Annotated in this window: 14 protein-coding genes; 3 read left to right on the forward strand and 11 right to left on the reverse strand. The window is 68.6% G+C overall.

Annotation, left to right across the window (positions count from 1 at the left end):
- The first annotated feature begins 64 nt into the window (after positions 1–64).
- Positions 65–610, forward strand: coding sequence for a cysteine hydrolase family protein (locus GOY17_RS16715; RefSeq protein ID WP_198173720.1), 546 nt, complete (start codon positions 65–67; stop codon positions 608–610).
- Here GOY17_RS16715 and GOY17_RS16720 read toward each other — a convergent pair.
- From GOY17_RS16720 to GOY17_RS16770, 11 genes are all read right to left on the reverse strand, one after another.
- Positions 597–2,426: a carboxypeptidase regulatory-like domain-containing protein gene (locus GOY17_RS16720; RefSeq protein ID WP_157031223.1), complete on the reverse strand. Its 1,830-nt coding sequence runs from the start codon at positions 2,424–2,426 to the stop codon at positions 597–599. The genes GOY17_RS16715 and GOY17_RS16720 overlap by 14 nt on opposite strands.
- The gene (locus GOY17_RS16725; protein ID WP_157031224.1) at positions 2,423–4,600 is read right to left on the reverse strand and encodes a hypothetical protein; all 2,178 of its coding nucleotides are present in this window, start codon (positions 4,598–4,600) and stop codon (positions 2,423–2,425) included. Before GOY17_RS16725 ends, GOY17_RS16720 begins: the two co-directional genes overlap by 4 nt.
- Positions 4,597–5,760: a BatA domain-containing protein gene (locus GOY17_RS16730; protein WP_157031225.1), complete on the reverse strand. Its 1,164-nt coding sequence runs from the start codon at positions 5,758–5,760 to the stop codon at positions 4,597–4,599. The genes GOY17_RS16725 and GOY17_RS16730 overlap by 4 nt, the downstream gene beginning before the upstream one ends.
- Positions 5,757–6,671, reverse strand: coding sequence for a DUF58 domain-containing protein (locus GOY17_RS16735; RefSeq protein ID WP_198173721.1), 915 nt, complete (start codon positions 6,669–6,671; stop codon positions 5,757–5,759). Before GOY17_RS16735 ends, GOY17_RS16730 begins: the two co-directional genes overlap by 4 nt.
- A 13-nt stretch (positions 6,672–6,684) precedes the next feature.
- Complete coding sequence (locus GOY17_RS16740) at positions 6,685–7,680, reverse strand: AAA family ATPase (RefSeq protein WP_115841871.1); 996 nt, start codon at positions 7,678–7,680, stop codon at positions 6,685–6,687.
- Between the two features lie 119 nt (positions 7,681–7,799).
- The gene (locus GOY17_RS16745; RefSeq protein ID WP_157031226.1) at positions 7,800–8,501 is read right to left on the reverse strand and encodes a DUF4159 domain-containing protein; all 702 of its coding nucleotides are present in this window, start codon (positions 8,499–8,501) and stop codon (positions 7,800–7,802) included.
- A complete protein-coding gene (locus tag GOY17_RS16750) occupies positions 8,498–10,123 on the reverse strand; it encodes a TldD/PmbA family protein (RefSeq protein ID WP_157031227.1) in 1,626 nt (541 codons plus the stop codon). The genes GOY17_RS16745 and GOY17_RS16750 overlap by 4 nt, the downstream gene beginning before the upstream one ends.
- A gap of 15 nt (positions 10,124–10,138) precedes the next feature.
- Positions 10,139–11,473, reverse strand: a complete 1,335-nt coding sequence (locus tag GOY17_RS16755; protein ID WP_115841874.1) for a TldD/PmbA family protein — start codon at positions 11,471–11,473, stop codon at positions 10,139–10,141.
- Between the two features lie 23 nt (positions 11,474–11,496).
- Positions 11,497–13,125 carry a TldD/PmbA family protein gene (locus GOY17_RS16760; RefSeq protein WP_181902753.1) on the reverse strand — a complete coding sequence of 543 codons (1,629 nt, stop codon included), beginning with the start codon at positions 13,123–13,125 and terminating at the stop codon, positions 11,497–11,499.
- Positions 13,126–13,377: 252 nt separating this feature from the next.
- Positions 13,378–14,211, reverse strand: coding sequence for a PhzF family protein (locus GOY17_RS16765; protein WP_157031228.1), 834 nt, complete (start codon positions 14,209–14,211; stop codon positions 13,378–13,380).
- A 126-nt stretch (positions 14,212–14,337) separates the two neighbouring features.
- Positions 14,338–18,933, reverse strand: a complete 4,596-nt coding sequence (locus GOY17_RS16770; RefSeq protein WP_157031229.1) for an autotransporter domain-containing protein — start codon at positions 18,931–18,933, stop codon at positions 14,338–14,340.
- A gap of 310 nt (positions 18,934–19,243) precedes the next feature.
- Between GOY17_RS16770 and GOY17_RS16775 the strand changes: the two genes are divergently transcribed.
- Together GOY17_RS16775 and GOY17_RS16780 are read left to right on the forward strand one after the other, a co-directional pair.
- Entirely contained in the window at positions 19,244–20,623 is a 1,380-nt protein-coding gene (locus tag GOY17_RS16775; protein ID WP_157031230.1) for a DUF1214 domain-containing protein, read from the forward strand.
- 44 nt (positions 20,624–20,667) lie between these two features.
- Entirely contained in the window at positions 20,668–22,188 is a 1,521-nt protein-coding gene (locus GOY17_RS16780) for a DUF1254 domain-containing protein (protein ID WP_157031231.1), read from the forward strand.
- Positions 22,189–22,216: the final 28 nt, after the last annotated feature.

Genomic DNA, 22,216 nt, shown 5'->3' on the forward strand with positions numbered 1-22,216 from the left:
TTCTGACGGCACGCTCACCTCGTCGCGTCGATCCTAGCCTTCCCGTTCCTCATTGCAGCGACGCGTGAAAGGCCACGCCCTCCTCATCATCGACATGATCAACGCCCTGGATTTCCCGCGGGGCGACAAGCTGCTCGCCGCGGCCCTGCCGGCCGCACGCAACATCGCGCGCCTGAAGAAGCGGCTGAAGCCGCGCGGCGTGCCGGCGATCTACGTCAACGACAACTACGGCCAGTGGCGTTCGGACTTCAAGCAGGTCGTCGCCGAATGCGGCGCGGCGGGTTCGCTCGGTGCGCCGCTGGTGAAGCTGCTGCATCCGGAAAAGGACGACTTCTTCGTCCTGAAGCCCGAGCGCAGCGGCTTTCGCGATACGCCGCTGCGCATGCTGCTGGGCAAGCTCGGCGCGAAGAAGCTGATCCTGACCGGCGTCGCGCTGGACGTGTGCGTGTTCGCCACCGCAACCGACGCCGACATGCACGGCTTCGAACTGCGCGTGCCGTCCGATTGCGTCGCGTCCGAGACGCAAGGGCGGCGCACGGCGTCACTGAAGCTGCTGCGCGATGCCTTGCAGGCCGATACGCGGCCGTCGCGCTCGATCACGCTGCGCTGATGCGGCGCCCCATGCGCGAACGCTCGAACCACCACAACGCCGCGCTCGCGACCAGCCAGCCGAGCCACCACGGCCAACGCGCGCCCGGTCGATCCGGTCCCGTCGCCTGATCGTTCGCAACATTCGAAGAGGACGATGCGAGGCGCAGCGTCGCCTCGCGCATCGCCTGCGTGCGCAGGCCCGGCGCCGCATCGTGGGCGCGCACGAAGAACGCCTGTTCGCGATCGCCCGATCGCACGCGGTGCCAGCCCGCGGATTCGGGCCAGAACGCGGCGCAACCACGGGCCGCCGGATCGCGCAGCACCCGATGCATCGAACCGTCGGGCGCGACGACCGCCGCACCCTCCTGCACGCCGCAGAGCGACATCCGCTCGCCCTGCCATGCATCGGCGTCGATATCGAACGCCGCGTGGGTTCGCGCGCGCGCCAGCGTCGAGACGGCATCGCTCCACAGCTGCGCATGGCGATCGTCGCGACCGCCAAGCACCAGGCGATAGCTGTCGGCCAGCAACGACACTCCCACGCGACCGCGCCCGTGTGCGCGCCACATGGCGAGCACCGCGCCTTTCGCATCGCGCAGCAGCGTCACGCCATCGGCGGCGCCGAGCTTCGCATCGCGACGCGTGAGTTCCGGCACCGCGACCGGCGGTTCCTCGTGCGAACGCGGCGCGTCCTGCGTGCCGGGACCCAGCCGTGCACGCTCGGCGGCATCGTCGCGCGCGCCCTGCGCAAGCTTCGCGACAGTGGAGTCGCGACCGCCTTCGACGACGAAACCGAGTGCGCGCAGGCGCGCACGTTCGTTCGCCGACAACGCGCCCGTCACGCGAATCAGCAGGCCCAGGCCGTCGCGCACTGCGGCATCAAGCGCGCCACGCTGCGCATCGCCGAGCGACGACCACGCGCGTTCGTCGAGGATCGCGACGTCGAAGCGCGACAGCGTTGCGGCATCGATTGAAACCGGCGCATCGCCCAGCTGCACGCCACCGCCGACCGCCATCTGCGTCTGCGCCGGCAGGCCAGCGTCTTCCAGCCAGCGACGCAGGTATTTCACTTCCGGGTTGGGTGCACCGGCGATCACCAGCACGCGCGGCGGCACCTGCGCCTCGACCTGGACCGGCACGTCGACGTCTTCGACCGCACGCTGGCGCGCATCGAACACGCGAATGCGGAACATCGCGCTGCCTTCGCCGCGCGCGGTGGCGGTCAGGGCGAAGCGCCCGTCGGCCGGCAGCGTCATCTGGTCGACGCGACGCCGCGCCGGATCGAGCAGTTCAACGACGCCCCCCTGCACGCCGCCGACGCGACCGGACACGCTGAATTCGTCGCCCACCGCGATGCGCTCTTGTGCATGCAGCTCGAGCACGCCGCGCGGTAGCGGCGGCGCTGTGAACTCGACGACGAGGCCCGATGCCGCATCGCGATCGCGCGCATCGAGGCCTTCGCCGATGACGCGCACGCGCTGCGTGCCGGGATGTCGTCGCAATGCGGTCGCGAGATCTGGCGCGCGCTCGACCTCCGCCCACGTGGGCGCTTCGGGAAGCGCGACCAGCGCATCGCCGGACGCGACCTGCGTGCGCTGCGCGCCAGCGGTGGCGATCACCAGCGTGCCCGCGCGACCGGGCACCGTCGGCGGCCACAGCGCGAAGTAGAGCAGCGCGGCACACAGCGGTTGCGCGACAAGCAGCGCCGCGATGCGCGCCGGCTGCGAGCGCTGCGCCGGCTTGGCGCGCAGGTGGCGCACAAGCAGGCGCACGATCGCGATGACCGTCGCGAGCCCGAGCACCCAGGCCGTCGTCGTCGGCGTGAACCACGTCATCGCGCGTTCTCCTGCCGCAGTGCGTCGAGATAGCGACGACCGGCCGCATCGCCGTCGTCGCGACGCGGCACGGCGGCCGGCGGCCGCGACAGCAGCGGCCACAGTTGCGCGCGCAGTTCGCTTCGGCACGGCGCGCACGATGGTTCGGCGCGCAGCGCGTCGATCGCGGCGATCAGCGACAGCGGATCGGCCACGCGCGATTCGTTGGCGCGCAGCCAGCGGTCCAGCGCGGCGAAGTCCATGTCGTCGCTACGAGCGCGCGCATCGTCGAGCGCCTGCCACAACTGCAGCAGCGCGGGATCGGGCGCCGTCGCCGCGACCAGCGCATCGCCGCGGCGCGCGATGCCCGTGCGGTCGCCGCTCATGCGGCGCGATTCGTCGATGGGCGGCAGCTCAGGCCCCACGCGCGCAAGGTAGATGCGGCTGGCCTGCTGCACCTGCTTGATGTGCTTGAGCGCGGTGTACGCATAGGGCAGCGCGAGGTCGGGATGCCCCTGGCGAAGATGGCCTTCCGACTGCCACATCGCGTCGAGTGCTAGCTTCAGCGTCGCGCGCGTTTCCGGATCGAGCAGCGTCGCCGCTTCGGCGTGATCGTGCGTATGGCCATATTCCTCCAGGACCGCGCCTTCCTGCCCGAAAGCCGGGGGCGTCGCGGCGGCGTTGTCGTGCGCATGATCGTCCGTCGCCGGTTCGTTCGCGTGGTCGTGTTCGTCTTCGGTCGCAGATTCGGTGACGGCGGCAACGTCATCCGACGTCGGCGGCGGCTTCGGCTCGCCTTCGGCCTCTTCACCTAGGAACTGGCCGTAACGCAGGCGCAGGATGCGCTGGTCGACGCCGATCGCATCGCTGCGCCGCAGGTATTCGGTGGCGTCGAGGCGGCGCTTTTCCTTCAACAGCGCTTCGGCGTCGATGATGATCTGGCGCTGGCTGCGGAAGTACGCCGGCATCACCTTGCGCACCATGCCTTCCATGTCGCTGGTTTCGGTGCCGAGATCCGACGGCCAGCGCAGGATGAGGCTCGCGCTGCGCGCGTTCTGCGGCGACGGCGTGCGGTTGTCTTCCACCTCCAGCTGCGCGATGAGGTCGTCGCCCACCGCGAAGCCGAGCGCGCGCAGGTCCAGCGAATGCAAGAAGCGCTTCGTGGCAGCACTGCCGGCGCCTCGCAACGTCACGGTCTGCTCCCGGAAGGTGATGTTCTCGCCGCTGCCCTGCGCAAGCGTGACGCGCAGCTTCGCCGTGTTCGCGATGCCGTAATCGTCGCTCGCTTCGAACGAAACCGACCACGCCTTCTGGTTCGCGGTGGCGAGGCTCAAGCTGCGGTCGGGTTCGATCACGCGCACCTGCGGCGGGCGGTCGGCGACGGCATCGAGGCGATGCGGTTTAGCATCGCGCAGCGGCGGCGCATCGGTCAGGCTCAGTCGATACAGCGCCGAACGCGTGAGCACGTGCTCGCCGCGCCAGACGTCGCCATCGCGACGCAGCGCAGTGCGGCGGCCGTCGTGGAAGACGAGTTCGGCGGCGACGGGCTGCGGCGCGAGGCGCAGCGTCCATATCAGCTTCGTGCCCTGCGGCGCGCGCGTGTCGAGCGAAGGCTCGTCGCGCGCGGCCTGTCGCGTGTAGGTGGGCGGCGCAACGCGCAGGTTCTGCTCGACGATGCGCGTGTGCGTCGGTCTGGCGGCCTCGCCGCTGAGCTGCGCGACGACGTCGTCGAAGGCCTGCGCAGGACGATTCGGCCAAAACAGCGCGGCGGCGGACACGATGGCGGCGATCGTCACTGAAAGCACGATCGCGCGCGTCCACCAGCGCGGACGAAGGTCCGGCGTCGCGCCGCGCTCAAGACGCTCGATCAGGCGAGCGCGCTGGAGGCGTTCGAGCGTCGTCATCGACGCCTCGGGCGCGAACAGCAGGTCGGTGCTGTCCTCCATGTCCGGACGCGTCGCGTCCAGGCGCTGCACGAGCCAGTGCGTGTCGAGCCTGCGCGCGCGATGGATCGCGAACGCCACGGCGACGGCGGTCGCGATGACGAACACCGCCAAGGCCACGCCGACGCCTTGCCAACGCCAGGCGATGGCCGCGATGGCGAGGGCCCACGGCAACGTGCGCGCCACGGCGTCGAGCGCGACGCGCGTGCGGGCGTGCTGCAAGGTCTGGCGTAGCAGCGTGGTCGCGTTCATGGCGCCACCGCGCGTCGCGACGACGTCGCGAGCCAGCGTTCGAGCAGGAAGACCAGCGCGATGAGCAACGCCAGCCATGCCTGGAGATCGCGCGGCGAGATCGGGAACGTCGGGCCACCCGTCAACGGCGCGTGCTCAGCGGACAAAGCGCGCGACGGCGACGCGGCCGGCGGTTCGAGCGCGTCGCGCAGATGCTGCGGAAACGTAGCGTCGAGAAGCTGCGGCATCGCCTGCGGCGCCAGAGCGCGAGTGAAGCGCAGCACGCGGCCGCGACCGTACGCTGCGCCTTCGATCAGCGTCGAGCCGCTTTCATCGCGCCACACCGGCGTCCACGTCGATACGTCGGCGAGCTTCGCATCGACGTCGAGAAGCAAGGTGCCGCCATTACGCGCCCAGTCGCGGACATTCGTCGGAACATCGCCCGGCGCGAGCCACGCGAGCTGCTTCGCATCGGAAGGCAACGGCTGGTCGGTGGATGCGGAATCCACCTTCGAATTCGAACCCGTCGGCTGCCACGCGAGCGAGGCGGCACGCAGATAGCGCGCTGCCGTCGCACGATCAGCCGCGTGGCGGACGATCAATGCAGGCGCGGCGGATGCCTTCCGTGCAGCGTCAGCCGGCATCGCACGCGGCACGACACGCCAGTCGACCTTGCGCGACAGCACGATGCGTCGGCCATCGGCATGATCGATGCGCTCCGGCACGAAGACGGTGAGCGCGACCTCTTCCGGCAGGCTCGCATCGAGCTCGCGCAGCAGGCTCGGAAGCGATGCGTGCGCCGCATCCGGCATCGCCTCTACTTCCGGAAAGCCCGCCGCCAGCCAATGCCAACGCGCCTGCGGCGAATCGAACACCGCTCGCGCTTTTGCCAGATCTACGCCCGGCGCCACGGCGACGTACGGCGCATGCGATTGCCCACCGTGCAGCACGGGACGCGCGAGCAGCAGCGCCATCAGCGCGACCAGCAGCAGGCGCACGATCAGCAGCGGCCATTCGTCGAAGCGGATGCGATGGCGCGGCTTGGGCTTCTGCCGCAGCCAGCGCAATGCGGCGAACGCGGTCGGACGCTGCTCGCTGCGGCGCGCGAGGTGGATCGCCAGCGGGATCAGCAGTGCGCCCAGTGCAGCCAGCGCGGCGGGGATCAGGAACGCGAGACTCACGCGTACTCCGCGGCGTCGCGCGCGCCGAACAGCCGCCGCAGCGGCAGGTCGAGCGGCTGGTCGAGCACGTATTCGGCATGGCGGATGCCGCTGGAATCCAGCCGCGCATCGAGTTCACGCCGAGCCTGCGTGAAGCGCGCCAGGAACTCCGCACGCATCGCGGCACCGTCGCCGAGCAGTTCCTCGCCCGTTTCCGGATCGTGGAAGCGGTGGCCGCCGCTGAAGGGGAAGTCGCGTTCCTCGGCGGTGAGGATGCGCACCGCCAGCACTTCGCGACGCGCGGCGGCCAGGCGCGTCATCACGTCGATGGCGCCTTCGTCGAAACCGTCGCTGAGCAGCACCACCAGATCGCCCGCGCCGATGCGTTCCCACAGCGGGCGCAGCTTTTCCGGCGACGGCCATTGCCCGCGCGCTTCAAGTCCGTGCAGTTCGAGCAGGAAACGGTCGCGCTGGCGCAGCCCCGCGCCCGGCGCGAGCAGACGAACACCATCGTCGCGCAACGCGACCAAACCGAAGCGGTCGCCCTGCCGCAGCGCGAGTTCGGCCACGCAAGCCGCAAGGCCTTTCGCCGCCGTCAGCCGCGACCAGCCCGGACGCGCCTTGTCTTCCTGCGCCATCGACGCGCTCGCGTCGATCAGGAGCCACGCGGCGAGCGGGCTCTCGCGTTCGGCCTCGCGTACGAAGAAGCGGTCCGAGCGCGCGTAGAGCTTCCAGTCGATCTGGCGCAGTTCGTCGCCCGGCTCGTACGCGCGGTACTGCGCGAATTCCAGTCCCGCGCCGCGACTGCGGCTGTGATGCAGCCCGAGCCCCTGCAGCCCGACCGCGCGTCGCGAGGTCAGGCGCAGGTCCTTCAGCCGCGCGCGCACGGCGGGCGGGATGAAGTCGGCGATGCGGGTGCCGGGCGCGTTCATCGGAACGTGGCGATCAGCCGTTGAACGGCACCGCGCGCAGCAGCGCGGCGATCACGTCGTCGGCGCTCTTCTGCTCGGCTTCGGCGGCGAACGACAGCAGCAGGCGATGGCGCATCACCGGCGCGGCGAGCGCGGCGATGTCCTCGCGCGTCGCGGCGAGGCGGCCGTGCAGCAGCGCACGCGCCTTCGCGGCGAGCACCAGCGACTGGCCCGCGCGCGGACCTGCGCCCCACTTCACCCACTGCTTCACTTCGTCGGGCACGTCGGCGCCCGGGCGCGTGGCGCGCACCAGGCGCGTGACCCACGCGAGCAGGTCGTCGCCAAAATGCACCTCGCGCACCAGCGCCTGCAACGCGAGCACTTCCTCGCCGTGCATCACGCTGGGCACGTGCGCGCTGTGCGTGCCGGTGGTCTGCGCGAGGATGTCGCGCTCCTCGCGTTCGGTCGGGTAATCCACGCGGATGTGCAGCAGGAAGCGGTCCAGCTGCGCTTCCGGCAGCGGATATGTGCCCGCCTGTTCGATCGGGTTCTGCGTCGCCAGCACGAAGAACGGCGCGGGCAGCGTGTGCGTCACGCCGGCGTAGCTGACGGTCCGCTCCTGCATCGCTTCCAGCAATGCGGCCTGCGTCTTCGGCGGCGTGCGGTTGAGTTCGTCGGCCAGCAGCAGGTTGGTGAAGATCGGGCCCGGCTGGAAGCGGAAATGACGATGACCCGTGCCGTGGTCTTCTTCCAGCAGCTCCGTGCCGAGGATGTCGCTGGGCATCAGGTCGGGCGTGAACTGGACGCGGCGGAACTGCAGTTCCAGCGCCTGGCCGAGCGAGCGCACCAGCAGCGTCTTGCCCAGGCCCGGCACGCCTTCGAGCAGGCAGTGGCCGCCGGCAAGCAGGCCGATGAGCAACTGCTCGACGACGGATTCCTGGCCGACGATGGCCTGCGCGATGGCGCTGCGCAGCGTGCCGAGGCGTTCGAGCTGGGTCTTGAGTTGCGCTTCGGTGAGGGTGTGGTTCATGTGTGGAGTCCGTGTTCGCTCTTGCTCGTCATTCCCGCGCACGCGGGAATCCAGTGCCTTCGTCGTCCGCCCTGAAGTCGCTGGATCCCCGCTTTCGCGGGGATGACGACCCTGGGGCATCAACTGCTCAACGCATACATCACGATGTTGACCGCGAACTTCGTGTTGTCCTCGGCGAGGAAACGCTTGTTGCGCCAGTCGTAATCCCACTCGCAGCCGTAATCCTTGTTGCTGTAGAGCACGCCCAGGCGGCCGTCGATCTCGATGCCCTTCAGGTAGTCATGCACCAGGTCGTCGCCCCAGCCGTTGAGTTCGAACGTGGTGGCCGGCGGGCCGTCCTTGAACTCGAAGAAGCTGCGGTACAGCGCGTGGTTGTTCGGCAGCTTCTTCAGCGCCTTCGGGCCGAAGATCTTCGCCATCTGTTCCTCGAACGACTTGGCGAACAATCCGTCGATGTCATGGTTGCAGTCGTCGACGAAGACGAAACCGCCGTTGCGCACGTAACGCTCGAAGTTGCGACGTTCGGCCGGATTGAAGTCCACCAGCTTGTGGCCGGCGAGGTAGCAGAAGGGCGCAGTGATCATCTTCGGATCGGCCAGCGCCAGCACGTGTTCCTTCGGGTCGACGCGCAGGTGGGTGTAGTCGATCAGCGAGGTGATCAGGTTCGCCGGCATGCGCTGGTCGACGTCCCAGTCGCCGGAGTCGTACTTCAACCGCGTCAGCCAGAAGTCGTAGTCCGCAGCCGCCGCCTGCGCGAGAGGCGGCAGCATCGCGGCTGCCGCGCTTCCCAGCATCAGGCGGAGGAACTGCGCGCGGTTCATATCGACCGCGCGGTATTGATGACGTTGATTCCGTTGAACCGCGCCGTGGCCGCGCCGTGCGACACCGCCGAGACCTGGCTCGGCTGGCCCTTGCCGTCGAAGAACGAACCGTTGAGGCGGAAGTCGCGCTCGTCGCAGATCGCCACGCACGCGTTCCAGAATTCGGGCGTGCGGATCTGGTACGCGGCGTCTTCGACCAGGCCGGTGACCTTTCCGTTCCTGATCTCGTAGAACAGCTGGCCGCCGAACTGCGCGTTGTAGCGCTGCTGGTCGATGGAGTACGAACCGCGGCCTTGCACGTACAGGCCGTTCTCGACGTCCTTGACCATGTCGGCGACGCTGAGCGGCGTCTTACCCGGCATCAGCGAAACGTTCGCCATGCGCTGGAACTGCACGCTCGACCACGAATCGGCATAACTGCAACCGTGCGATTCGGTGTGGCCGAGGATGTGCGCTTCATCGCGCGTGGCCTGGTAATCGACGAGTACACCATCGCGCACCAGGTCCCACTGCTTCGTCTTCACGCCTTCATCGTCGTAACCGACCGCGCCGAGGCTGCCCGGCCGCGTCTTGTCGGCGACGAAGTTGACGATGTCGCTGCCCCACTTGTAGCCGGCGTCGCGCTTGTCGAGCGTGGCGAAGCTGGTGCCGGCGTAGTTGGCCTCGTAGCCGAGCACGCGGTCGAGTTCGAGCGGATGGCCGACGTTCTCGTGGATGGTGAGGAACAGGTTCGTCGGATCGATGACCAGGTCGTACTTGCCCGGCTTCACCGACGGCGCCTTGAGCTTCGCGCGTGCGTCGCGCGCGGCCTGCACCGCGTCTTCCACCACGTCGTAGCTGGTGGCGTAGGCGGTGATGCCGCCGGGCAGCGCGCGCTTGCCCGCCGCCGCGCCGTCCAGGTATTCGTAGCCCATGCCCATCGGTGCGGACAGGCCATTGCGCGTGCGGAACTTGCCGCTCGCCTTGTCCACCGCGGTGGCCGTCACCGGCAACCAGATGCGGTGGATGTCCTGGTCGACGTAACTGCCGTCGGTGGACGCGAAGTATTTCTGTTCGTTGATGAGGAACAGCGTGGAGTTGAAGAAATCCGCGCCGGCCTTCATCGCCGCGGCATTGACCGACAGCAGCAGGTCGACCTTGTCCTTGATCGGCACTTCCATGCCGTTCTTGCGGATCGGCGTGGCCCAGCGCACCTCGCCCAATGCGGGCGTGGGCGCCAGTTCGACCTTGCGCGTCTGGTTGCGCGCGTTCGCCTTTGCGATCGACAACGCGGTGCGCGTCGCCTGCGCGACGGCCTCGGGCGTCTGCACGTGCGTGGCGGCAAAGCCCCACGCGCCATCGGCGAGCACGCGCACGCCAACGCCGGAGGACTCGGCGTTGACGACGTTTTCCACGCGCGCTTCGCGGGTAATGACCGACTGGCGCAGGTAGCGGCCGATGCGCACGTCGGAATACTGCGCGCCGCCGGCACGGGCGGTGGTGAGCGCGGCGTCGGCGAGCTGCCGGCGACGCGCGTGATCGACCGGTTCCAGCAGCGCTTCCGCAGCAACGCTGCGCCCGAACGGGAGCAGCGCGCCTGCCGTGGTCAAACCGGTGAAGCTGAGGAAATCACGACGTTGCACGATCGAACTTCCCCGTCACACCGCGTCGGACAGCGAGGTGAAGGTGAAATCGCGCAGCTTCATCGGCGGGATCATCATCACGAACGAGGATTCGTCGCCGGCCACGCGCACCGGACGGCCGAGTTCCTCGATGTTGTTGAGCATGATCACCGGCGACTCGTTGAAGCGGAAGTTCTTCACCGGGTGCTTGATCTGGCCGTTCTCGATGTAGAAGGTGCCGTCGCGCGTGAGGCCGGTCAGCAGCACGGTCTGCGGATCGACCATGCGGATGTACCAGGTGCGCGTGACGAGGATGCCCTTCTGCGTGCCCCGCACCAGGTCGGCCGTGGACTTGTCGCCGCCGGCGACCAGCAGGTTGCCCGGCTCGCCCACGGCGCGCTTGCCCTGCTTCTTGGCCCAGTAGCGCGAGTAGTTGAGCGCGACGACCTTGCCGTTCTCGACGATGTTCATCTTCTCGCGCGGCAGGCCTTCGGAATCCCACGGCAGCACCGGCGCGCGCGGATCCCACGGGTCGGCGCTGATGTTCACGCGCGAGTCGTAGACCTGCTCGCCGAGCTTGTTGCCGCCGCCCTTCTTCGACAGGAAGCTGCGGCCTTCGTCGGCCTGGCGCGCGTCGAAGAAATTCATCATGAACGAGATCAGGCCCGCGGCCGCGGCCGGTTCCAGGATCACGGTGTACTTGCCCGGCTCCAGCGCCTTGGCCTCGGCCGATTCGGTGGCCTTGCGCATGGCGGTGCGGATGTCGGCATCGGCCTTGAAGTCGGACGCATCCTTCAGGTTGCGACCGACCCAGCCCGAACCGCGGCCGTCTTCGGTGCGCACGGTACAGGTGTAGTTGAAGTTCGCGCCGCGCTGGTAGGCGAAGTTGCCGTTGGAGTTGGCGATGGCAACGAAGTTCTGGCCGTCTTCCAGGAAGCCCGCGGCGATCAGCTTCTCGCCCTTGCACGGGCCGATGGAATCGGCCGCCACCTTGGCGCGGTATTCCGGCGTGATGCCCGCCGTGGATTCGCTGAAGGTCGGGCTCGGCTTGTAGGTCTGCTTCTCGATCGCCGGCATGAACTCCGGGTTTTCCGGCGCCAGGCGCGCGAGGTCTTCGGCGCGGCGCACGACGCGTTCGAGCGAGGCGTCGTCGAACTCGTTGATCGTCGCCGTGCCCACGCGGTTGCCGAAGGCGACTTCGACCGCGAGTTCGGTGTTGTCGACGATGCCGCTGGTGGAGATGTTGTTCAGCGCGAAACGGATGTTGCCGTCGACCGAGCCCGACAGCGTCGCGCTGATCTGGTCGGCCTTGGACAGCTTGATGACCTTGTCCAGGATGGCCTTGGACTGTTCTTCGGTGAAGATGCTCATTTATTCAGTTCTCCAGCGCGCGATCAGCCGAGGCTGCGGGCGGTGTTGATGACGTTGATGCCGTTGAAGCGCGCCGTGCTCGAACCGTGCGAGACCGCCGAGACCTGGCCCGGCTGGCCCTTGCCGTCGAAGAACGAACCGCCGAGGCGATAGTCGCTTTCGTCGCAGACGGCGGCGCAGGCGTTCCAGAATTCCGGCGTGCGGATCTGGTAGGCGACGTCCTCGATCTGCTGGGTGATCTTGCCGTTCTTGATCTCGTAGAACAGCTGGCCGCCGAACTGCGCGTTGTAGCGCTGCTGGTCGATGGAGAAGGAACCGTCGCCGATGATGTAGATGCCGTTCTCGACGTCCTTGATCATGTCGGCGACCGACAGCTTGTTCTTGCCCGGCGCCAGCGACACGTTGGCCATGCGCTGGAACTGCACGCTCGACCACGAGTCCGCGTAGCAGCAGCCGTCGGATTCGGTCTTGCCGAGGATGTGGGCCTGGTCGCGGATGGTCTGGTAGTCGACCAGCTTGCCGTCGCTGATGAGGTCCCACTTCTTGGTCTTCACGCCTTCGTCGTCGTAACCGACGGCGCCGAGGCTGCCCGGCTGGATCTTGTCGGCGAAGATGTTGACGATGCCGCTGCCGTACTGGAAGCGCTCCTTCTGCTTGTCCAGCGTGGCGAAGCTGGTGCCGGCGTAGTTGGCTTCGTAGCCGAGCACGCGGTCGAGTTCGAGCGGATGGCCGACCGACTCGTGGATGGTGAGCCAGGTGTGCGACGGATCGAGCACGAGGTCGTACTTGCCTGGCTTGACCGAGGGCGCCTTCAGCTTGGCCTTCGCCTGCTTTGCGGCCGCGATGGCGTCTTCCTTCATGTCGTAGGACAGGCCGTAGTTCACCACGCCGTTCGGCGAGATGACCTTGCCCGACGATGCGCCGTCCAGGTATTCGAACCCCAGGCCCATCGGCGAGGACAGGCCGTCGCGCGTGCGGAACTTGCCGGTGGCCTGGTCGATGGCGGTGACGGTCATCGGCGCCCAGATGCGGTGCACGTCCTGGTCGATGTAGCTGCCGTCGGTGGACGCGAAGTACTTCTGCTCGTTCACCAGGAACAGCATCGAGTTGACGAAGTTCGCGCCGGCGTTGATCGCCGCGGCGTTCACGCCAAGCAGCAGGTCGGCCTTGTCCTTCAGCGGCACTTCCATCGCGTTCTTCTTGATCGGCGTCTTCCACGACACCTCGCCCACGCCCGGCGCCTTTGCGAGCTGGACCGGCGTGGTCTGCATCTTCGCGTTGGCCTTGGCGATCGCCGCGGCCTGCTGCGCGGCCTTCACCACGCCCTGCGTGTTCAGCGCGTTGGTGGCGGCGAAACCCCACGCGCCGTTGACCAGCACGCGCACGCCGATGCCGGTGGATTCGGTGTTCACGACGTTCTGGACCTTGTCCTCGCGCGTGATTACGAACTGGCGCAGGTAACGGCCGATGCGGACGTCGGAATAGCTGGCGCCCGCGGACGTGGCGGCCTGCAGCGCGGCGTCGGCCAGCTGCTTCTTCTTGGCCACGTCGAGGGTGGTGAGCAGCTCTTCGGCGGCGATGGCGCGGCCGAACGGCAACATCAGCCCGGCGACACCGATGCCGGACATGGTGAGGAAGGAACGTCTATCCACTGTTGTAGTACCCCCGGAGTGGGCCCGCGGACGCCGGAACGGCGGGCGGGCAGGCGATCGAGACAAAATCGCACCGACTGTGGGTGGGGGGCTCGGGGGCCGTCAAGTGACGAACGGGCTATAGGCGTTGGTCGTAAGGCGGCGCGGGGCGGAAGTGTGCGCTGGGTCGTGTGCGACGCTCCGGGCAGCGACTGTGCCGAATGCGGTGGAATGGCGAGGAACTCGCCAGGCACCGCATTCAATGGATGGCGATCAACCGTCGATCGCCACCGCCGCGCCGCTGACGCGCACGCCATCGCGAAGGTTTTCCGGCACGGCGACGTCCAGCCGGCTCGGTCGCCCAAGGTCCACGCCCTGATGGATGACGAACGCGCGTTCCGCAGGCAGCGCGTCGTTCGCCGCCAGGTACGCGCCCAGCGCTGCGGCCGCGGCGCCGGTCGCCGCATCCTCGACCACGCCGCCGGGCGGGAACGGGTTGCGCGCGTGGAAGGTGCTGTCGTTCTCGCGATGGATGAGGTCGATCGTCGTCCAGTCGCGCGCGGCCATGAGCGCGGCGAGTGCGTCGTAGTCGTAGTCCAGGCGCGCGAGTCGATCGCGCGACGCGACCGCGATCACCGGATGCCACGCACCCGCGTATCCGATCGCCGGCGGCAAGGCGGGATCGAGTTCATCGCGATCCCAACCCAGCGCGGCCAGCACGGCCGTCAGGTCCTCGTCCGCGAGTGGCTCCACGCGCGGCGCCACGCTGACCAGCGTCGCGCGCTCTCCCGCATCGACGTCCACCCGCACGATGCCCGCGCGCGTATGCAGCGTGCGCTCGCCCGCGCCGTGCCGCTGCGCATGCGCGATGACGGCGGCGACGGTCGCGTGCCCGCAGAAGGTGACTTCCGCCCGCGGGCTGAAATAGCGCACGTCGAACGCGCCGTCGTCGCGCGGCGAGAAAAACGCGGTTTCCGAATAGCCCACGTCCGCGGCGATCTGCTGCATCTGCGCGTCGGTGAGTCCGCGCGCGTCGAGCACGACACCGGCGGGGTTGCCGCCGGCCGGATCGGTGGTGAAGGCGGTGTAGCGCAGGATCTCGGTCATGGCGGGCGTCCTTGGAGTGGTGACGGTCCATGGTTGGCGCCGCCCCGTGTCCAGAACAACCCGCGCCAAAGGACGCTGTGTTGTGCACAGGCCGGCACCGCGCGTGGCGGTGCCGGCGTGCGTGCGTCAGGGCTTCGCAGCGTCTTGCGGCTGCGCCGCCGCGTCCACGACGTCGTCACGGAAGTTCGCTGCGCTCGCCGCCGCCGCCGGCGAGAACGACAGCAGCAGGCCGAAGGTGCTGCTCGGGCGCTGGCCGTCGGCGTGCTGGCGTCGGCCGAGCAGCGACAGCTTCCAGCCGCGGGCCAGTTCCATGTCGATGCCGCCGCCGTAGGTCAGCGCGTTGTCGCCATAGCCGCGCATGCCGAGCACGTAGCCACCGTCCACCGGCAGCACGACGTAATTCAGTTCCACGTCGCTGCGGTTCTCCAGCGTTTCGCGGTATTCGAGCATCCAGTACGGACGGAACGCCGAACCGCGCGGGGTGAGGATCGGGAAGCTGCCTTCCACGCCGAGCGACGCGCCGCTGTTCTCGACCGTTTGCGAACCGTAGGCGAGGTCGTAAATGCCCAGGCCCTGCTCGCGGTACGCGTCGAGCGTCGTGCGGCTGGCGTCGAGGCGACCGTAACCGGTCAGCGTCATGCCGATGCCGCCGCCGTGCTCGTAGCCGGCGGTGAGCGCGCCGAACGCCTGGTCGCCGCTGCGCGTGGCAGTGGCGGTCGCGTCGGCTACCTCGCTGTGGCGGCGGATGTCGAAGTCCAGTTCGCCCCAGCCGACGATGCCGTCGACGAACCAGCGCTGCGCCGGACGCCACAGGCCGTACATCGACACGGCGCGCTGCTGCGCGTCCAGTCGCGAACGCGCGTCGTCCAGGTCGGTGTCGTCCCAGCCCCAGCCGCCCGCGACGCCGAACAGCAGGCGATCGTTGAAGCGCCAGTCGGCGCCGACGGTCACGCCGTCGCTCTGGAAGTCGGAATCGCCCTCATCGCGCCCGCCGCTGGTGATCGCGCCCGCCGACCACACCGCAAGACCGGTCGGCAGGTGAGCGGTTTCCATCGACGCGAACTGCTCGGCGCTCATCGACACCGCGCCGCCGGAACGGCTCGCCATCGCGAAGGTGAGGTCGTTGCGCGAGTGGTTCGCGGTGGCGAAGCGCTGTTCGCGCAAGCGGCCCTGGATGTTCGACAGCTGCGCCGCGGCGAAGCGCACGCTCGCATCCACCTGCGCCTGCAATCCGCCGGCGACGCTCGCGTCCTTGGTCGGATCGGGGCGATCGGTGACGGTCAGCGTCGCGCTAACCGTGCCCTGCGCGTAGTTGCCGTCCGCGGCCTGCGTGGCGACGAGCGTGGTCACGCCCGCGCCGACGATGGTCACGCGACGTCCGCTCACGGTGGCGACGGCCGGATTGCTGCTGGTGAAGGTGAACGCGCCGCGGCTGTCGCTGCCCGGATCGGGCAGATCGAACGCGGCCTCGCCGACGACGCGGCTCATCTCGCCCAGCCACGACAGCGTCGGCGTCGCGCGACCGATCACCACCTGCAGCGCGACCTGCGGAGCGGCGACGTAATCGTTCGTGCCGGCCTGGTCGGCGGTGAGGGCACACGTGCCCGCCGCCTGCATCGTCACGACATTGCCCGCGACGGTGCACACGGCCGGCGTCGTGCTGGCGAAGGTCACCGGATTGCCCGACGCACCACCCACGGCAGCGAGCGCGAAGGTGCCGTTCGGCGCATACACCGGGGCGGTCGGGGTGGCGCTGAAGCCGGTGATCGTCTGCGTCGCCGTGCCGATCGCCACATCCAGCGTGACCTGGGGCGCGGCGTTGTAGTGGCCGTCGCCCGCCTGGTCGGCGGTGAGCGAACACGTGCCGGCCGCAAGCATCGTCACCGTGTTGCCGGCGACCGTGCACACCGACGCCGTGGTCGACGCGAACACGACCGGCTGGCCCGACGCGCCGCCGGTGGCGGCGACGGTGAAGGTGCCGTTCGGCGCAAACGTCGGCGTGGTCGGCGTTGCAGCGAAACCGGTGATCGCCTGCGCCAGCTGGCCGACGACGATGCCCGAGGTATTGCCGACGTTGTTCAGCGTGAGCAGCGCCGCATTGCCCGCGGCATCGGCGATCGTGCCGCCGTTCGACACGACGGCGTTGCCGAGCGCCGGGCCGTCGAGGTCCTGGTCGCCTGCCGCCACGGTGTAGTGGAAGGTCAGCGTGGTCGAGCCCGAACCGCTCACGTAGGTCGCTTCACGCGCTCCGCCCACGTCCAGCGTCAACGGCAGCGACGGCGTGCCGGTGACGGTCACGTTCTCGTCGAACGTCACCTGGAACGTCAGCGTCTGCCCGGCGACGTACTGGCCGGCCGCAGGCGTGGCGACGCTGTCGATCTGCGCCCCGGCCTGGTCGATCGCGTAGGCCGGCCCGGCCGTGTAGCCGGGAGCCGCGTTGCCGGCCGCATCGGTGATGCCCGTGCTCGCGTTGAGATTGAGCTTCAGCGTGCCGCTGCCCGACACACCGGTGACGGTGATGCGGTAACGGATGTTGTCCGACGTCACCAGTCCGGCAGCGGAGCCGGTGGTGCCGTTGGTGCCGAGGAGCGTGAAATCGCTGACGGTCACGCCGATGACGGCTTCGCTGAAGGTCACGTCGAACGACACGGTCGTCGCGTTCGTCGGCGATGCGTCGACGAGGGCGATCGCGCTCACGACCGGCGGCGTGTTGTCCAGCGGCACGACGGTGATCGCGACGTTGTCGGTGTCGGTCTTCGCGCCGCCAAAGCCGGTGTTGCCGAGGTCGTTGGTCGTGATCTGCAACGACGCCGCGCCGTGATAGCCCGTCGTCGGCGTGAACGTGAGACCGTTCAGCGCGGCGTTGATGCTGGCGAGCGTGCCGTCGAAGGTCATCGTGGCATCGGCATTGCCGTCGCCCGTGAGGAACGCCAGTCCCGCCGCGTTCGACAGCGACAGCGTGCCGTTGTTCACGGCGAGGGTGACCTGCACCTGCGCGCTGCCGGCATCGGCGTCGTCGATCGAGATCGTGTTGCCGAAGTTGAGCGTGGCGTTCTCGGTGACCGAACGCGCACCCGGCACCGTGTTCACCGGCGCCTGGTTGTTCGTGCCGACCAGCACGCCGGCGGTGCTGCCGACGGAGTTGAGCGTGAGCTGTGCCGGCGTGCCGTAGCCGTTGGCGATGCTGCCGCCGTTCAACGACAGCGCGCCGACGGTGATGCCGTTCGCGTCCATCTGGCCGGCGAGCACCGTGTAGCGGAACACGGCCGTCGAGGCCGTCGGGTTCGCCACGTACGTCGCCTGCACCGTCGTCGAGCCGATGGTCAATGCGATCCGCGGCGTCCCGGTAACGGCGACGTTCTGGTCCCACGTCACGGTGAAGTCGAGGTTCTGCCCCGGCCCGTACAGCCCGTTCGCCGGCACGGCGACGGATGTCACCTGCGGCGCGGTGTTCGGCACCACGCTGTTCGACGCCGCCGACGCCGGTCCCGTGCCGGCGGTGTTCTCCGCGGTAACGGTGAAGGTATAGGCGACGAAATTGGTGAGACCGTTGACGCGGATCGGGCTCGCGTTGCCCGTGGCGGTGTTGCCGCCGGGATTCGCCGTGACCGTGTAGTTCGTGATCGCCGAGCCGCCGTTGGAGGCCGGCGCGGTAAAGGCCACCGTCGCTTCGGCATCGCCCGCGGTCGCCGTGCCGATCGTCGGCGCATCCGGGAGGATCGCGTTGACGACGAACGACTGCGACACGCGCGGGGCCGGGTCGTACACGGTGTCGCCGGCCTGGTCGGCGTGGATGGTGCAGGTGCCGGCCGAGAGGAAGGTCAGCGTGCCGCCAGCGGTGATCGTGCAGATCGAGGTCGTGCCGGAGCTGAAGGCGACCGCCAGGTTCGACGTCGCCGTCGCGGTCAGCGTCGGCGAGGTGCCGAAGTTCTGCGCGCCCGGGTTCTGGAAGTCGATGCTCTGCACCGCCTTGGGCGTCACGGCGTTGGACGATGGGGACGCAGCGCTCGAGCCCATCGTGCTGCGCGCGGTGATCGCGAAGCGGTACGTGACGCCGTTGGTGAGGCCGTTGACGGTGATCGGACCGTTCGCACCGGTCGCGGTGATGCCGTCGGGCTGCGAGGTGACGGTGTAGTCGTCGATCGGATAGCCGCCGTCGAACGGCGCGGCGAAGTTGACCACTGCCTTGCCGTCGCTGGCCGTCGCGGTAACGACCGTGGGCGCGTCCGGTGCGCGCGGCGGCGCGTAGCCCAGCTCGACGGTGTTGGTGGAGCCGGAGCGTGCGGCGGCGCCGGTGCGCGTCGCGCGCCAGCGACCGAGCGCGGTCACCTTGCCCATCGCCACGTCCATGTCGGTCGTGGTGTAGGTGAAGGTGCACGTGGTGGTCGCGTTGACCGCGACCGGCAGGCTCGGGCAACTCACGGCCGACATGCCGGACGGGCTGCCGCTGGTGAAGCTCAGCCCGGCGATCTCGGCGTTGCCCGCCGAGAGCTGGACGTAGAACGTCAGCGGCTGACCCGCGCGCGAGAACGAGGGCCGGTTGGCGCCCGTGATCGACACCGTGGTGCTCTGCGCGGCCACCGGCGCGGCGAACACGCCGGCCAGCAACGCCACGATCGCAATGGCCGCGTGGCGCATCGCGCCCGATCGACCCGACATGCGCAGCGCGCGCACGACACCGTTCACGCCGACCCATCGCTGGGTCGCGCCCGAATTCCACATGGTGATTCCCCTGTTTGGTGCTGCTTCCCCGGCGGCGCCACGAAATGTGATGGCGCTCGCACTTCAGCGGCGCGCATATGACCACGTTCGGCGCCCGAATGCCAGCACGCAGGCGCCCGCAACCGCCGCACCGCATGAGTTCGCTTCGCGCCGCAACGCGACAGTTTCGGGGTAGTCGGGAGCGGTTTCCTTCGTAGCATCAATAACTTGCGACGCCGTACACATTCAGCTCGCTTCGGCTTTATCCGACTTCACCGCCGTTTCACGCCGGCGCTCGCATCAACCCCCTACCCCGCAAGGAGTTGCCGCCATGCCCCGTGTCCGCTGGTTGGCTGTCGCTGTTGCCGTCGCCTTGGTCCCGCTCACCGCGTGCAATCGCACGCCCGCACCGGAGGGCGCCGCCGAGACGCCGCCCGCAACCGCAACTCCCGCGGCAACGCCCGCCCGGTCGTACACCGACCAGGACATCAGCGATGCGTACATCTACCTGCTGTCGCGCCTGCTGGTGCTGCGCCAGCAGCAGCTCGACCTGAAGGAAGGCTTCAAGTGGAACGAGATCGTCCACCGCAAGCCCGGCGCGGTGGACTGGCCGAATCCCAACCTCGACGTTGCCTATTCCGAAGCGTGGATCGCCGTCGACGAGAGCAGTTGCACGCTGGTGACCGTGCCCAAGGTGACGGGCCGCTATTACACCGTGCAGTTCCTCAACGGCTGGGGCGAGACGCTGGCGAACATCAACGAACGAACGCAGCGTGCGCATCCGAACGGCGAGTTCGCGGTGTGCCTGAAGGGCGCGAACGTGCAGCTGCCGGCGAATGCGACGCGCATCGATCTGCCGGTGAAGTACGCGCGCGTCCTGGCGCGCGTGGAACTGGGCGACGACTGGAAGGGTGCCGAAGCGTTGCAGCACCAGTTCGCGTTCAAGGCCACCGGTACGCCGGCGCTGCCCACGTTGCCGGTGATCCCGCCCTTCGACATGGACAAGCTGCCCGGCGTCGAGGCGTTCGAAGCCGCGCCGGCCGTACTCGATAGCGAAGCCGACATCAATGCCGGCATGGACGCGGTGGCGGCGAAGGCGCGTGCGATTGCCGAAGGCATCAAGGACCCCGCCGAACGCGCACGCGTGGACCAGGTCATCCGCGAGAAGGCGCTGGTCGACTTCGCCAAGGCCTCGCCGACCATCGGCCACGGCACGACGAAGAACCATTGGGCCCGCCCAGCCGTATCGGGCACCTACAAGGACGACTGGCTTGGTCGCACGCTCGTCAACTACGCGGGCATCTGGGCGAACGACATGGACGAGGTGGTCTACTACAAGGGCAATCTGGACGCCACGGGTACGCAGCTCAACGGCGACCACGTGTACACGCTGACCTTCCCCAAGGACGACCTGCCGGAGAAGTACGCGAACTACTTCTGGTCGGTGATCGCGGTGGACCCTCGCCACATGCGCGTCCTGCCGAACGCGAAGAACCGCTTCCTGCTCAATCGCGAATCCGGCCTCAAGTACAACCCCGACGGCTCGCTCACGCTCTACTTCGCCGCCGACAAACCGGCCGACGCGCCCGACGGCAACTGGCTGCCGACGCCGCGCGGCCAGGACTACCGCCTCACCTTCCGCTTCTACGGGCCGAAGGGCGGCGTGAAGGACGGCAGCTACTTCCCACCTCCGCTGGTGAAGCGCTCCTGATGCGCAGGCACCCGAACACACGATCCCCACGACAAGGACAGCCCATGCGCATCCACACCCTCGCCCTCGCCATCGTTGCCGCGACGTCGCTCGCGGCCTGCCAGAAACAGCCGTCTCCCGACGCGGCGACGCCTGCGCCGCAACCCACCGCCGCCACCGCACCAGCGCCCGCTGCCACGCCAACGCCCGCACCCGCCGTGCCCGGCCCCGTCGCCGGCACGCGCCTCACCGAGCCCTACGTGCGCATGGCCGCGCGCGACACGTATTTCTGGGCGTGGCCGATGGTGAACATCTACAACCGCCGGCTCGGCTTCAAGGATCTGCCCGGGCCCGGAAAGCTCGGCGGCGTGCTTCCGGCGGCGCCGCCCAACAGCCTGATGATGCTCACCGACTACGTCGCGCCGTCCGAGCGCGAAGTCGCCTGCCCCAACCAGGACGTCGTGTACGGCGGCGGGCCGCTCGCGCTCGACATCGAACCGGTGGTGATCCAGGTGCCGGACTTCGGCGACCGTTTCTGGGTGTACCAGGTGGTGGACTCGCGCACCGACAGCTTCGTGAAGCTCGGCAAGATGTACGACACCAAGCCGGGCTTCTACCTGCTCGCCGGTCCCGACTGGAAGGGCGAGGTGCCGCAGGGCATCACCGAAGTCTTCCGCGCCGGCACCAACACCGGCTACGTGATCCCGCGCGTCGCCTTGCTCGACACCGCGGAAGATCGCGCCGCCGTGCAGCCGCTGGTGGCGCAGATCGACATGTACCCGCTGTCGAAGTTCGACGGAAAGCTGAAGCAGCACGACTGGTCGAAGAATCCGTCGTTCCCGCAACCGCCGCGCGCACCCGGTGGCGGCGAAGCGCCGAAGGTGAATCCGGATACGTTCTTCGACGAACTGCCCGTCGTGCTGAAGGACGCCAAGCCGCTGCCCGGCGAGGAAACCCGCTACGCGCAGGCGCTGGCGCTGGTGGACGCGTTGCAGAAGGATCCGGCGTTGAAGGCCGCCGCCATCGACGAAGCGAAGAAGGCCGAGCAGGAACTCATCGCGCCGCTGCTGCAGTTCCGCAACTTCGGCGTGCCGCTGCCGCACAACTGGACGACGGTGCGCAACGGCGCGCAGTTCGGCTCGGATTACTTCACGCGCACCGCCGTCGCCAAGTCGAACATCTACGTGAACAAGCCGAACGAGGCGACGTACTTCTACCAAGACCTCGACGACACCGGCGCGCGGCTCAACGGCAGCAAGCGCTACACGGTGACCTTCGACAAGGGCGGCCCGCCGGTGAAGGGCTTCTGGTCGCTGACGTTGTACGACGCGGATCACTTCTTCGCGCCGAACGAGATCAACCGCTACTCCGTCGGCACGAAGAACAAGGACCTCAAGCCCAACCCCGACGGCACGCTGACGATCTACGTGCAGCCCGACGCTCCGAGCGACCCGGTGCAGCGCGCGAACTGGCTGCCCTCGCCCAAGGGCGCCGACTTCTCGCTGTACGTGCGCACGTACTGGCCGGAGCAGGCGATCCTGGACGGCCAGTGGTCGCCGCCGGCGGTGAAGCCGGTTTCGTCCTGAGTCTTCGCATCAGACAGGAAATGAAGAA

It is taken from the genome of Lysobacter soli, from assembly GCF_009755585.1.
Lineage (GTDB): Bacteria > Pseudomonadota > Gammaproteobacteria > Xanthomonadales > Xanthomonadaceae > Lysobacter_J > Lysobacter_J soli.

What these genes read in the sequence shown, in the direction of transcription:
- GOY17_RS16720 (WP_157031223.1), bottom strand. Translation starts at nt 2,426, where the DNA reads ATGACGTGGTTCACGCCGACGACGACGGCCTGGGTGCTCGGGCTCGCG.
- GOY17_RS16725 (WP_157031224.1), bottom strand. Translation starts at nt 4,600, where the DNA reads ATGAACGCGACCACGCTGCTACGCCAGACCTTGCAGCACGCCCGCACG.
- GOY17_RS16735 (WP_198173721.1), bottom strand. Translation starts at nt 6,671, where the DNA reads ATGAACGCGCCCGGCACCCGCATCGCCGACTTCATCCCGCCCGCCGTG.
- GOY17_RS16740 (WP_115841871.1), bottom strand. Translation starts at nt 7,680, where the DNA reads ATGAACCACACCCTCACCGAAGCGCAACTCAAGACCCAGCTCGAACGC.
- GOY17_RS16745 (WP_157031226.1), bottom strand. Translation starts at nt 8,501, where the DNA reads ATGAACCGCGCGCAGTTCCTCCGCCTGATGCTGGGAAGCGCGGCAGCC.
- GOY17_RS16755 (WP_115841874.1), bottom strand. Translation starts at nt 11,473, where the DNA reads ATGAGCATCTTCACCGAAGAACAGTCCAAGGCCATCCTGGACAAGGTC.
- GOY17_RS16765 (WP_157031228.1), bottom strand. Translation starts at nt 14,211, where the DNA reads ATGACCGAGATCCTGCGCTACACCGCCTTCACCACCGATCCGGCCGGC.
- GOY17_RS16770 (WP_157031229.1), bottom strand. Translation starts at nt 18,933, where the DNA reads ATGTGGAATTCGGGCGCGACCCAGCGATGGGTCGGCGTGAACGGTGTC.
- GOY17_RS16775 (WP_157031230.1), top strand. Translation starts at nt 19,244, where the DNA reads ATGCCCCGTGTCCGCTGGTTGGCTGTCGCTGTTGCCGTCGCCTTGGTC.
- GOY17_RS16780 (WP_157031231.1), top strand. Translation starts at nt 20,668, where the DNA reads ATGCGCATCCACACCCTCGCCCTCGCCATCGTTGCCGCGACGTCGCTC.